General features: G+C 65.1%; 13 protein-coding genes. 4 read left to right on the forward strand and 9 right to left on the reverse strand.

What is annotated here, in order from left to right:
* Positions 1-21: 21 nt before the first annotated feature.
* From HSRCO_RS14290 to HSRCO_RS14305, 4 genes are all read right to left on the reverse strand, one after another.
* On the reverse strand, positions 22-327 hold the full coding sequence (locus HSRCO_RS14290) for an antibiotic biosynthesis monooxygenase (protein ID WP_259518316.1): 306 nt from the start codon (positions 325-327) through the stop codon (positions 22-24).
* Between the two features lie 64 nt (positions 328-391).
* Entirely contained in the window at positions 392-2,476 is a 2,085-nt protein-coding gene (uvrB, locus tag HSRCO_RS14295) for an excinuclease ABC subunit UvrB (protein WP_259518317.1), read from the reverse strand.
* 46 nt (positions 2,477-2,522) lie between these two features.
* On the reverse strand, positions 2,523-2,675 hold the full coding sequence (locus HSRCO_RS14300; protein ID WP_259518318.1) for a hypothetical protein: 153 nt from the start codon (positions 2,673-2,675) through the stop codon (positions 2,523-2,525).
* 227 nt (positions 2,676-2,902) lie between these two features.
* The gene (locus HSRCO_RS14305) at positions 2,903-3,886 is read right to left on the reverse strand and encodes an AI-2E family transporter (protein ID WP_259518319.1); all 984 of its coding nucleotides are present in this window, start codon (positions 3,884-3,886) and stop codon (positions 2,903-2,905) included.
* A gap of 200 nt (positions 3,887-4,086) precedes the next feature.
* On the opposite strand from HSRCO_RS14305, the gene HSRCO_RS14310 reads away from it, so the two are divergent.
* A complete protein-coding gene (locus tag HSRCO_RS14310; RefSeq protein ID WP_259518320.1) occupies positions 4,087-5,898 on the forward strand; it encodes an iron ABC transporter permease in 1,812 nt (603 codons plus the stop codon).
* Positions 5,895-6,929, forward strand: coding sequence for an ABC transporter ATP-binding protein (locus tag HSRCO_RS14315; RefSeq protein ID WP_259518321.1), 1,035 nt, complete (start codon positions 5,895-5,897; stop codon positions 6,927-6,929). Before HSRCO_RS14310 ends, HSRCO_RS14315 begins: the two co-directional genes overlap by 4 nt.
* A gap of 27 nt (positions 6,930-6,956) precedes the next feature.
* On the opposite strand, the gene HSRCO_RS14320 is transcribed toward HSRCO_RS14315, so the two are convergent.
* Positions 6,957-7,634, reverse strand: a complete 678-nt coding sequence (locus tag HSRCO_RS14320; RefSeq protein ID WP_259518322.1) for a class I SAM-dependent methyltransferase — start codon at positions 7,632-7,634, stop codon at positions 6,957-6,959.
* 44 nt (positions 7,635-7,678) lie between these two features.
* The gene (locus HSRCO_RS14325; protein WP_259518323.1) at positions 7,679-8,212 is read right to left on the reverse strand and encodes a hypothetical protein; all 534 of its coding nucleotides are present in this window, start codon (positions 8,210-8,212) and stop codon (positions 7,679-7,681) included.
* A 98-nt stretch (positions 8,213-8,310) separates the two neighbouring features.
* Here HSRCO_RS14325 and HSRCO_RS14330 point away from each other — a divergent pair, with 98 nt between their 5' ends.
* Together HSRCO_RS14330 and HSRCO_RS14335 are read left to right on the forward strand one after the other, a co-directional pair.
* On the forward strand, positions 8,311-8,580 hold the full coding sequence (locus HSRCO_RS14330) for a hypothetical protein (RefSeq protein WP_259518324.1): 270 nt from the start codon (positions 8,311-8,313) through the stop codon (positions 8,578-8,580).
* 47 nt (positions 8,581-8,627) lie between these two features.
* Positions 8,628-9,206 (forward strand): hypothetical protein, encoded by a 579-nt coding sequence (locus HSRCO_RS14335; RefSeq protein WP_259518325.1) that lies wholly within the window; start codon positions 8,628-8,630, stop codon positions 9,204-9,206.
* Positions 9,207-9,634: 428 nt separating this feature from the next.
* On the opposite strand, the gene HSRCO_RS14340 is transcribed toward HSRCO_RS14335, so the two are convergent.
* The 3 genes from HSRCO_RS14340 to HSRCO_RS14350 are packed head-to-tail and all read right to left on the reverse strand — an operon-like array spanning position 9,635 to position 11,381.
* Positions 9,635-10,345, reverse strand: coding sequence for a Zn-ribbon domain-containing protein (locus HSRCO_RS14340; protein WP_259518326.1), 711 nt, complete (start codon positions 10,343-10,345; stop codon positions 9,635-9,637).
* Between the two features lie 3 nt (positions 10,346-10,348).
* Complete coding sequence (locus tag HSRCO_RS14345; protein WP_259518327.1) at positions 10,349-10,732, reverse strand: DUF2073 domain-containing protein; 384 nt, start codon at positions 10,730-10,732, stop codon at positions 10,349-10,351.
* Positions 10,733-10,736: 4 nt separating this feature from the next.
* Positions 10,737-11,381 carry an Era-like GTP-binding protein gene (locus HSRCO_RS14350; protein ID WP_259518328.1) on the reverse strand — a complete coding sequence of 215 codons (645 nt, stop codon included), beginning with the start codon at positions 11,379-11,381 and terminating at the stop codon, positions 10,737-10,739.
* Positions 11,382-11,768 lie beyond the last annotated feature (387 nt).

Genomic DNA, 11,768 nt, shown 5'->3' on the forward strand with positions numbered 1-11,768 from the left:
CGGTGGGATGGGTGACCGACGTTACCCTTCGCTGTGGGCTACTTCGTGAATCTCGAGTGTCGGGTGACCCTCGAACATCTCGCGTGGGGCGTCCCCCGAGTGCGATTTCTCGAAGGCCTCGCTGTCGGTCCACGCCTCGAAGGCGTCCCGAGACTCCCACCGCGTGAGGGCGACGAAGGTCTCGGTGTCGTCGTCCTCAGGGACGAGCAACTCGAAGGAGACGAACCCATCGAAGTCGCTGACCGCGCCCATGTTCTGCTGAAAGCGGTCGACGAACGCGTCCTCGTAGCCATCGGCGATGCGGAAACGATTGGCGACGACGATCATGTGTCGGACTTCCAGAGGGACCGTGATACATCCTCGGGAGGCGGCGAGTCGCGTCTCCCGGTACTCAGAAGTCCTCGGGTTCGGGTTCGAGTCCCATCTCGTCGGCGCCGGCCTCCGGTTCGATCCCGTCGTCCCTGTCGAGGTCGAAGTCCTCGTGGAGGGCCCGAATCCGGTCGCGGATGTCCGCGGCCAGTTCGAACTCGAGGTTGTCGGCGGCCTCCCCCATCCGCCGTTCGAGTTCCTCGACGAGAGCGGCGGCCTCCTCCTCGTCCTCGGGGCCGTCACCGGTGATGGTGCTCGTATCCGTCTTCGCACCCGGGAGGTCGATGTCGCCGACCGCCTTCTCGATGGTGGTCGCCTCCTTGCCGTGTTCCTCGTTGAACTCCTGCTGGATGCGTCGGCGACGCTGGGTCTCGTCGATGGCCGCCGCCATCGCGTCGGTCACCTGGTCGGCGTAGAGCACGACCGTCCCGTCGACGTTGCGGGCCGCCCGGCCCATCGTCTGGATGAGAGAGGTGCGCGAGCGGAGGAAGCCCTCCTGGTCGGCGTCGAGGATGGCGACGAGGGAGACCTCGGGGATGTCCAGTCCCTCCCGGAGCAGGTTGATGCCGACGAGGACGTCGAACTCCCCGAGACGGAGTCCCCTGACGAGTTCGTGGCGCTCCAGGGTGTCCGTCTCGTCGTGCATGTACTCGACCGCGACGCCAGCCTCCTCCAGGTATTCGGTGAGGTCCTCGGCCATCCGCTTGGTGAGCGTGGTCACGAGGACCCGTTCGTCGTTCGCGGCCCGGCGGTCGATGCGGTCCATGAGGTCGTCGATCTGGTCTGCGGCCGGTTCTACCTCGACGGCCGGGTCGACGAGGTACGTGGGTCGGACGATCTGTTCGACGACCTGTCCGGAGACCTCCCGCTCGTAGTCGCTCGGGGTCGCGGAGACGTACAGCGTCCGGTCGGTCTTCGCCTCGAACTCCTCGAAGGTGAGGGGACGATTGTCGAAAGCCGTCGGCAGCCGGAACCCGTTCTCTACGAGCGACTCTTTGCGCGAGCGGTCCCCGGCGTGCTGGCCCTTGATCTGTGGAACCGTGCGATGTGACTCGTCGATGACCGTGAGGAAGTCCTCAGGGAAGTAATCGAGGAGCGTGTACGGCGCGTCGCCGACCTCGCGGTCGGAGAGGTACACCGAATAGTTCTCGATACCCGAACAGTAGCCCGCCTCGCGGAGCATCTCCAGGTCGAATGTGGTCCGCTCCTCGAGGCGCTGGGCGGCCACGAGGTCGCCCTTCCGCTCGAAGTAGCCCACGCGCTCGTCGAGGTCGGTCTCTATCTCCTCGATCGCCGCCTCGAGCGTCGACTCCGGCATGGAGTAGTGCTCCGCCGGGTGGACCAGGACCGCCGGTTCCTCGCTCACGACCGAGCCCTCGAGCGGGTCGAGTTTGGTGAGGCGGTCGACCTCGTCGCCCCAGAACTCGACGCGAACCGCGTACCGCCCGTACATCGGAAACACCTCGACGGTGTCCCCGCGCACGCGGAACGTGCCCTGGGTGAAGTCCACGTCGTTGCGTTCGTAGTTCAGGTCGACCAGGCCGCCGAGGAGGTCGTCGCGATCGATGGACTGGCCGACCTCCAGTCGGAGTGCCATGTCCTCGTAGTTCGCCGGGTCCCCGAGGCCGTAGATGGCCGAGACAGAGGCCACCACGATGACGTCGTCGCGGGTGAGCAGCGAGCGCGTCGCGGAGTGACGCAGGCGGTCGATCTCCTCGTTGATCGAGGCGTCCTTGTCGATGTAGGTGTCCGTCTGCTCGACGTAGGCCTCCGGCTGGTAGTAGTCGTAGTAGGAGACGAAGTACTCGACGGCGTTGTCGGGGAAGAGGGTGCGGAACTCCTCGTAGAGCTGGGCGGCGAGGGTCTTGTTGTGGGCGATGACCAGTGTCGGCTGCTGGAGTTCCTCGACGACCCAGCTGACCGTGTTGGTCTTGCCCGACCCCGTCACCCCGAGGAGGGTCTGTTTGTCCATCCCCTGCCCGTAGCCGGCGACCAGTTCCTCGATGGCCGTCGGCTGGGAACCGGCCGGTTCGAAGGGCGCGTCGACGCGGAAGGGTCTGTCAACGTCGGGTCGGTCAGGCAGGAGCGGTCCCGTCGAGTCGCTCATCGGATGGGTTCACGGCGTGAAGGAATTTACGCTGCCCGCCTGACCGTCAGTCGTCCTCGAACGGGAGCGTCCCGGGTTCTTCCGCGACCACCCACCACCGGACGTCGGTCTTGGGGTGCCGTCGCTCGACGTGGTCACGGAGCGTCTCGCCATCGTCGAAGTCCCTGCCACAGATGTTACAGCGGTGCCGTTTCTGCATGGCTGACCGGACGGGACGGATGGCCTTACTGTTGAGTGGCTAACAGGCGAGGGTCAGGTAACGCCGGTAGGGGTTACCGGACGAGCGAGCGGTGGAACTCCGCCACGATCCGAACGCCCACACGTCGAAAACGGGCCGCGATGCCTCGCACAACCGCGGTTCGCGACCCGGCCATCGTCAGTACATAGCCAGGGCTGGTCGTGGCCTGGTATTTCAACGTTCGGCCGTCAGTCGAAGTGATTCTCTTCGGCGAGAAGCCGCATGGATTCGGCGACGAGTGCTACTGCCACTGGACCGACGACGATGCCGATCGGACCGACTGTGAGGAGACCACCGACGAAGCCGACGAAGTAGAGCGTCCCCGCGAGATTCCCGGTCCGTTTCGAGAGGCGAGGGCGAACGAGGACGTCGGGGAGCCAGGCAACGAGAAAGCCCGCGAGGACGATCACCCAGACGGCCGCCGTCACATCCCCAGCGGCGACATGATAGGCGGCGAGTCCCACAATGAGTACCGACGGCCCGATGATGGGGACGAACTGGAGGATGCCAGCGAGGAACGCCAGCGTGACCGGGATGCTGTATCCGAGCCCCCAGAACACGACGAGGGCGATGACAAACGTCGCCGCCGCCGTCGCGGCCTGGAGGACGTAGATGCCGTACAGGGTTTGCTCGGCACGGTGGGCGAGCGCGCTCATCACGTCCCGGTACTCGGGCGGAACGGCCGCCATAAGCGCGTCCTCGACGGCCTCGTGGCTCATCAGCAATCCGAAGACCACGAACGCGAACACCGTCGCCTTCAGTCCGAGTTCCGGTAGCCCACCCGCGATGGAGACGGCAGTCGCGGAGAGATAGTCCCCGACGCCCTCGAGGACCATCTCGACGTCGACCACGTACGGTGCCCCGAAGACGTTGATCTCGACGGCGTTGGGGACGCTCCGCAGGAACCCGGTGATGCTGTCACGCCGACGATAGCCGAGGTACCCGGCGAGCAAGAAGGGGACGAGTGCGGCCACCGAGCCACCGACGGTGGCCACCGTGCTGGCCCACCACTCCGAGAGTCCCCGCGTCGCCAGTCTGCGCTGCAGGGGAACCAAGACGTACGCGATCGTGACCGCGAAGACGACGACCCCCCAGACTCGGTGGAGGACCAGCGTCGCGACCAGCAGCGTCGTCGCGAGGACGAAGACCAGTGCCTGTCGACGGGGCTTCACGGCGCGACCTGGGAGTGCCAGGGGCAAAACAGTTCGCCCGGAGGGTGCGACTTATGTATTACCCAGTACAACAACCGGCTAATGAATCGACGCGGGATCCGCGCAGGGTCGATCGATACCGGGGCCGTTGCACAGGGGTGGAACAGACGACCCGAAACCGTCACAGACACCTGCCAGGAACACGAGGATTCGCCCGATAGATGGGTCGAAGCGTGGGCACGGCGGATCGCTCGGAAGTGACAGCCCGTCTTCGCGAGGGGGTAGCCCGTGCGGCCCTCCCGCTCGGCGCGCTCGTCACGGCGGCAGTGTTGGTGGTCGTCTTCTACTACCCCGTCGGGACGGTCCTGGTGCGGGCCGTCGTCACCGACGGACAGGTCACCGGGGCCCCGATCTGGGAGGTGTTCGCCTCGCCGTTCTACTTCGGCGCCGCCCACGGCCTCTTCACCGACCCGTTCGGCGCCCCCGCCGGCGTCCGCGAGTGGATACGAGCCGGGTTCCCCGCGGTGCGTTTCGGTCTCGTTGGTTTCACAATCTATCAGGCGTTCCTCTCGACGCTCGCGAGTCTCGCGCTGGGACTCCCCGGGGCGTACCTCCTCGCTCGGTTCGAGTTCCCGGGCCGCGAGACGGTTCGGGCGCTCACCATGCTACCCTTCGTGCTGCCATCGATCATGGTCGCCATCGGATTCGTCGCGATGTTCGGCGACAACGGGACGCTCAACACCCTCTTCTCCGCGCTCGGCCTGCCGACCGTCTCGCTCATCTACACGCTGGAACTCATCGTCATCGCGCACGCCTTCTACAACGCCCCGCTCGTCACCCGCCTCGTCGCGGCCTCCTGGGAGGGCGTCGACGACCGGATGGTCGAGACGGCCCGCAGTCTCGGCGCCTCTCGAACCCGAGCTTTCCTGGACGTCGTTGTACCCCAACTGCTTCCGGGGGCCCTCACCGGCGCGCTACTAACCTTCCTCTTCACGTTCATGTCCTTCCCCATCGTGCTCGCGCTCGGCGGCCTCGAACTGGCGACGGTCGAGGTCTGGCTGTACGCCCGCGTCCAGCAACTCGAACTCGGTCAGGCCGCGGGGCTGGCAGTCGTCGAGACCATCATCACCCTCGGGCTGACCTACGCCTACGTCCGCTACGAGTCCGGGGAATCGGGCCTGGCCCGTCTGGGGACCGCTCCGCACAGAGAACCGCTCTTCGAATCGATCCGGGACCCGCGCCGGATCGGACTGTTCCTCTACGGCCTCGTCGTCATCGTCGTGTTCGTCGGTCCGATCCTGAGCATGATCGTCGAGAGCGTCACGGGCCCCTCGGGACTGACGCTCCGGTACTACTCCTTCCTCGTCCAGCGGCAGTTGGAGGGAGCGGCCTTCCAGGTGAAACCCGTCTCGGCGGTCACGAACTCCATCGTGTTCGGCGTCGGAACGCTGGTCCTCGCCATGCCGATGGGCGTGCTCATCGCGGTCTTGAGCACCAGGGAGTTCGTCGGCAGCCGACTCACCGAGGCGGTGCTCATGGCGCCGCTGGCCATCAGCGGTATCGTCGTCGGGCTGGGCCTCCTCCAGGGCCTCGTCTTCGGGACGGAGGTGTTCGGTCACCGACTCACGGCGACCGGTCCCGTCGCCATCGTCGCCGCCCACGCCGTCGCCGCCTACCCCTTCGTGACGAGGAACGTGGTCCCCTTGCTCCGGAGCGTCGACGATCGGCTCCTCGAATCGGCACGGAGCCTCGGCGCGTCCCGTTTCAGGGCCTTCGCTGACGTGGAGGTCCCGCTGGTCATCCCTGGGCTCCTGGCCGGGGCGGCCTTCGCGTTCGCGATCAGCGTCGGGGAGTTCGACTCGACGGTCATCCTCGCGGAGGGGAGTGCCAGTTACACTATGCCAGTCGCCGTCGAGCGGTATCTCGGGAACCGGACCCTCGGGCCGGCCACCGCAATGGGGACGGTCCTCCTCGCGGTCACCGCGATCAGTTTCGTCGTCATCGACCGCATGGGAGGTCGCTACGAACCATGACCGACATCCAGTTGACCGGCGTGGACAAGCGCTTCGACGACACCATCGCGCTGGAAGACGTCACACTCCACGTTCGCGATGGGGAGTTCTTCACCCTCGTCGGTCCGTCGGGGTGTGGGAAGACGACGACCCTCCGCATCGTCGCGGGCCTCGAGGAACCAACCGGAGGGACCGTCGCGTTCGGCGGGGAGGACGTCGCGGGTCGACCCACCGAGGACCGCGACGTCGGCATCGTCTTCCAGAGTTACGCGCTGTTCCCCCACATGACCGTCGCCGAGAACGTCGCCTACGGCCTCCGGTTCCGGGACCCCCCGGACGGGCAGGACGTCGAGGAACGGGTGGCCGACCTCCTCGACCTGGTCGACCTCGGGGGGATGGAAGAACGTGACCCGGGCGAACTCTCCGGCGGACAACAACAGCGGATCGCGCTCGCGCGCGCGCTCGCCCCCGGGCCCGACGTGCTCCTGCTCGACGAACCGATGAGTGCCCTCGATGCGCGACTCCGGGATCGGTTGCGCCGCCAGATCCGGGAGATCCAGCAGGCCCTCGACATTACGACCCTCTATGTCACCCACGACCAGGCGGAGGCACTGGCCATCAGCGACCGGATCGCGGTCCTGAACGGAGGGCGAGTCGAGCAGGTCGGGACCCCGGAATCGGTGTATCGGGAGCCCGAGAGCCGATTCGTCGCCGAGTTCGTCGGTGACAACAACCTCTTCGACGTCGAGTCGGTGCACACCAGCAACGGTGAGCCGCGGGCGCTCGTCGACGGGACCGCTATCGCGGCACCGGAGGGGGTACGATCCGGTGACGTCCTCAGCGTTCGCCCCGAAACGATGCAGTTCGGGGACGGGGAGACGACACTTCCGGTGACGGTCGAGACGGTCGAATTCCTGGGAGACGCCTACAAATCGTACTGCCGCTGGGAGGGGCGGCCCCTCGTCGTGAAGACGAACGGCCCGCCATCGGGAGCGGAGACGACCGTTGGCTTCGATGTCGCGGACGTCCACCTGGTCCGAGAAGAACGGTGAACACGCCGCTTACCAGGGCCATGATCCTCACGGGGCGACGCCGACGGTCAGAAGGGTTCCGAGGGTGCGGTACCGCTTTACCATCTCCTCGCGAGAATCGAAGTCGTCGGTGGGGAACTCCGCTGCCGGCGGAATCTCGACCTCGCGGTCGGGGACGTTGTCCTGCTCGGCCACGTAGAATCCGGCCTCCCCGAACGCCTCGCGGTACTGCTCGCGATTCCACAGGGTCATCTCGATGTCGATGCCGTCCTGCCACTCGTGGGAGTGGACGTTCTCCTCGAAGTAGTTGACCGCACAGTAGAACGTCCCGCCGGGCCGCAGGACGCGTCGGAGTTCCTCGAGGGCCGCGATGGGGTCGTTCGCGTAGTAGAACGCCTCCATCGAGAACACGTGATCGATGCTGTTCGAGTCGAAGGGGAGGTGATGGAAGTCGCCGACCAGATAGTCCACGGAATCGACCTCGGTGTACGATCGGGCGTTCTGTGTCATCTCCGGAGAGCCATCGAGTCCGTACCCGCGATCGATACCGCGGTCGGCCAGGGCGCGCAGGGCGTACCCGCTGCCGGTCCCCAGGTCCAGGACGACGTCTCCCGACTCGACCGGCATCCGCGCGAGAACGTGTTTCGCCGTGTGCCAGTGTCGCTTTTCCATCCCCCGGTCCTTGCCGCGTGCTGCCCACTCGTCGAACTCCTCGCGGACGCTCATGGATTCGAGGACGGGGGCGACGGTGAAAACGACACCGAACGGGGTTACTCCTCGTCGTCGAGGAGGAATTCGAGGTCGTCGTCCTCCTCCCCGCCATCCGACGGCATCGCGTGGTCGGTCGGCCGCCTGTCGACGTAGTCGACGTTCGTCCGGTCGGACCCGGTCCCCGACGCAAACGCGTCGAGGACGCCGCCGACGAGGGCGCCGAGGAGTACCGCCACACCTCCCCCGTAGAGGCCGATACTGACCGGATTCGCGAGTGGGGTCGTCGACGTGACGGCCACGGCGATACCGCCGATGGTCAGCGTCCCACCGACGACGGCGAACCGCTGGAACCGGTAATCGGCGTCAACCGTCGCGAGCACTGCGACGAAGATTACTATCGGTAGCGCCGCTGCACCGGCTGCTGCCACCTCGATGGCCATCCCCGCGCTGAAGCCTGCATCACTGAGGGCCTCGCCCCCCATCTTGGCGGCACCGCTGGCGAGGACGATGACGCCCGCCACGAGCGTTCCGAGGGCGACGCCAAGTCGAGCCCGTCGGCGCCATCCGGATCGAGTGCCGATGCCGTCGGTCATTCGAGTAGACGTGGTCGGGGCGGTACTAAATAGTCGGGGGCGACGTCCGACGCACGTCTGACGCGATTTTATGTGTGCGCTCCACCCACGCACACCCGATGGGCACGAAGGTTCGTCTCTCGGTCCGAACCGGCGTCGTCGGCGCCTGGACGGCGATGGTCGGATTCGTCCTCGTGGTTGTGGCCGAGCGACTGGTCTCCCTGGTCGACGACGCGGCCGCCGTACCGCCGCTGACGACCGCCGGCGTACCGATCGCCAGTGCGGTCACCGCGGTGCTCGTCGGACTCTACAATGGTGGTTCGACGTCGGTCTTCGTCGGACTCCTGTTGCTGTTCGTCGGGTGGTACCAGGTGCTGGCGATGACGTGACCACGTCGGGCAGGACGTTTATCCCTGCGCGGTCGGTTATCGGCGGTATGGACTATCGCCTCGACATCGACCACGCGCCATCCTCGGTCCCGGGAGGGACCGCTATCCTCCTCCTCCATCCGAGTACGGGCGGCACGGATCCCATCGACACGGGGTTCCTCCGCACCGACACCGACCGCTTTCTCGTCGTGAGTACCAGAACGACCGCTCGAGAGGTCCAACAGAAACTCGAGCACTACGAGGTCGACGAGTCGAAGGCCGACATCCTCGATACGCTCAGCGTCGACCGTGGCTACTCGCGTCGCGGTGGCGAGAACCTCCACTACGTGACTGCCCCCGACGACGTCGACGGCATCGTCTCGGTCGTCGAGCGCTTCCTGCAGGATCACGCTGGGAAACGCCGGATCAGCTTCGATTCCATCTCGGAACTCGCCTACTACGCCGGCGACGAGCAGGCGGCTGACACGTTCGAACGATGTGTCGCCCTGCTCGACGAATACGACGCTATCGGGCTGTTTCACGTCTCCCCAGAGGTCCACGACCCCGATACGCTCGACCGCCTTCGGCGGATCGGCGATGGCGTCATCGAGGTCAGCGACGACGGTACCACGCGCGCAGTCTTCTGATCCCGACCGTCTGGCCGAGCCGTGTTTCGATCGCTGGACGACTGCGTTCCCACCGGACTTCGATTGCGTTCCCACCGGACTTCGATTGCGTTCCCACCGGACTTCGATTGCGTTGCCCCTAGGTTTCGACTGTGTTCCCACTGGGTTTCGATTTCGTTGTCACCGAGTGTCGAGGGCGTAGCCACTGAGCGTCGGCGACGTTTCGACGGATCGGTCCGGAGGGGCGGACCCCAGTCAGGCGACCGCCATGTTGACCATGATTGCCAGGACGAGGACGACGGCCACAACGATCGTCGCGACGACGACCTTGGTTGGCGTGCTCATATCCCGACTCTCGAACGCGAAACCACTTAAACCCGAACAGTCCGTCGCCGGCGGAGGTCGAGACGACGCTCTGAGAAAGCGCGGTGGTTCGGGGCGAAAGCCGGTCAGTCCTCGTCCTCGTCGCGCCAGGAGTCGGGGACCTGGATGACGTACCGACCGTCCTCCTGGAGCGCGATAATGTGCTCCTCGCGGTCGTAGAGCTCCATGAGGTTCAACTCGTACTGCCCGGGGGCGACGATGCGGATACTCTCGAACTGCTCGTTGAGTTCCCGACGGAGGTCGTCAAGTTCGGGGCGGTCGACCGAATCGGTCGAGTCGGGTTCTTTGACGACGCGGCCCTCGCCCGGCGGTGTCGAACTGGTCGGCTCCGTCTCGGTAGGAAGTTCCGAACGGTCGACCATCTCGCCGCGCGCCGATGCCTGCGCCGAGTTCTCGTCGTCCGCGGACGACGGAAGCGGTTCCGCGTCGTCCTGTATGGATTCGTCGGGTTTCGGGGCGCTCTCGTCGGTTCGACCCGAAGACGTGGTGTCGGTCCCCCCTCCGGTCCCGGTTCTTTCATCGGGCTGAGAGCCGTGCCGGGAGACGTAATCGCGGACGGTCGTCGCGGCCCGACCCACGGCCTCGGTCATGCCACTGGTGTCCTCGTCTCGGCTCGGCGGTTTCTCATCGGGCGGGGGGCTCGCCCCTGTCCCGTCGTCGAGGACGTCGCTCGGGAGGTACTGGAACTTGTTCCCCCCACACTGTGGACACCCGGAGAGCATTTCCTTGGATCCGTCGGCGAAGGTCTGTCCACAGGTGGTACACTGGTGGGGCATCGGTTATCGCTGGGAGATGAGCGCCCTGATGAGCGTCTCGTCCCGCTGGAGGGAGTGGATCTGGTTCGCCGGCCCGATCACCGTCAGTTTGGCGGAAGAGTCGTTGCCCATGAGTCTGCTCAGGAAGCCGCCGTTCGTGGCGGCAGATCGCGGGAAGCTCTCGATCTCGATGCCCGAGAAGTCGTCGGGATTGATCTCGGTCATGGTGACCTCGATGAGTTTGGACTCCTCGTCGGGCGTGAGTCCCTCCTCCAGGATCACGATATTCCCCTTCCGGACGTCGTCGAGGATCATCCGGATCTTCTCCATCGAGGTCTTGTTTCGCATCCGTTCGCCACTGATGAGGTCGATTTCGACGCCGTCTCCGGGGTGTTCTATTTCCGGCATCTGATCACCCGAAGTACTCCGCGATCTTGTCGTAGACTTCGTCCATGTTGTCTCCCTCGAGTGCCGACAACGGGACCGTCTCGTGTTGCGGGAAGGCGTTGTCGATGCGCTGGACGTTCGAATCCTCCAGGTCGATCTTGTTCGCGAAAATCAACACCGGGAGGTCACGACTCTCGATGATCCCGATGAGCATCGTGTTGACCTGCGTGAACGGGTCGGTCGCCGAATCGAGGACGTAGATGACACCGTCGACGTCCTCGCGAAGCCAGTGCATGGCCTCGGCGACGCCCTCGGTCGCCTCTCGAGAACGGCGAACCGCCTCGTCTTTTTCCATGTCGTGCTCGAGGAACTCCGTGTAGTCGACCTTGGTCGTCACGCCGGGCGTGTCGACGATGTCGATGGAAACCGACTTCCCGTTGCGCTTGATCTCGACGTTCTCCTTCCTGCGCGCACGACGAGTCTCGTGGGGAATCTGGCTCTCCGGACCGACGGCGTCACCGGTCCAGTCCCGGGCGATGCGATTCGCCAACGTCGTTTTACCGGCGTTAGGCGGTCCATAAATCCCGATCCGTCGTGGCTCCGAGTCGCCGGAGAAGAGACTCTCCGTGACTCGTGAGACGCTTTTTCTCAGGCTTCCGAGCAGTCCCATTATTACCCCTCGCTACGCACCCGCTACCATGTATGCTTGACGCAGCGGGATTGCAGTTGCAGAGTATCCTTACCGGAGGGCCTTAAACTTACGTCAGACGCCGGTTTCTCATCTGGACCCAATCTCGCAGGAAGCTGGGAATGAGCTGGGATGGACGTGGACCCGAAGAGAACGAAAACAGATGTAACGGGGACAAAGGGGGAAACGTTGCAGGAGCAGAAAGGAAAATGAGGGAGCGGAGAAGATGGGAGAATTGAGTTGGGTATGTAACTGGTTGGTAATCGGCCTTCGTCGGTTCAGCCAGCGTATTTTCCCTGGAGAAGGATGTCCCTACCACCGTGACAGGTAACCACTCGGCCGGTATTAGACTCACGTCTTCACCATCAG

The sequence above is a fragment of the Halanaeroarchaeum sp. HSR-CO genome (assembly GCF_024972755.1).
Lineage (GTDB): Archaea > Halobacteriota > Halobacteria > Halobacteriales > Halobacteriaceae > Halanaeroarchaeum.

Excerpts from the sequence above, each read along its gene's own strand:
- uvrB (WP_259518317.1), bottom strand. The coding sequence starts at position 2,476 with ATGAGCGACTCGACGGGACCGCTCCTGCCTGACCGACCCGACGTTGAC.
- HSRCO_RS14340 (WP_259518326.1), bottom strand. The coding sequence starts at position 10,345 with ATGCCCCACCAGTGTACCACCTGTGGACAGACCTTCGCCGACGGATCC.
- HSRCO_RS14335 (WP_259518325.1), top strand. The coding sequence starts at position 8,628 with ATGGACTATCGCCTCGACATCGACCACGCGCCATCCTCGGTCCCGGGA.
- HSRCO_RS14320 (WP_259518322.1), bottom strand. The coding sequence starts at position 7,634 with ATGAGCGTCCGCGAGGAGTTCGACGAGTGGGCAGCACGCGGCAAGGAC.
- HSRCO_RS14345 (WP_259518327.1), bottom strand. The coding sequence starts at position 10,732 with ATGCCGGAAATAGAACACCCCGGAGACGGCGTCGAAATCGACCTCATC.
- HSRCO_RS14315 (WP_259518321.1), top strand. The coding sequence starts at position 5,895 with ATGACCGACATCCAGTTGACCGGCGTGGACAAGCGCTTCGACGACACC.
- HSRCO_RS14290 (WP_259518316.1), bottom strand. The coding sequence starts at position 327 with ATGATCGTCGTCGCCAATCGTTTCCGCATCGCCGATGGCTACGAGGAC.
- HSRCO_RS14310 (WP_259518320.1), top strand. The coding sequence starts at position 4,087 with ATGGGTCGAAGCGTGGGCACGGCGGATCGCTCGGAAGTGACAGCCCGT.
- HSRCO_RS14325 (WP_259518323.1), bottom strand. The coding sequence starts at position 8,212 with ATGACCGACGGCATCGGCACTCGATCCGGATGGCGCCGACGGGCTCGA.
- HSRCO_RS14300 (WP_259518318.1), bottom strand. The coding sequence starts at position 2,675 with ATGCAGAAACGGCACCGCTGTAACATCTGTGGCAGGGACTTCGACGAT.
- HSRCO_RS14350 (WP_259518328.1), bottom strand. The coding sequence starts at position 11,381 with ATGGGACTGCTCGGAAGCCTGAGAAAAAGCGTCTCACGAGTCACGGAG.
- HSRCO_RS14330 (WP_259518324.1), top strand. The coding sequence starts at position 8,311 with ATGGGCACGAAGGTTCGTCTCTCGGTCCGAACCGGCGTCGTCGGCGCC.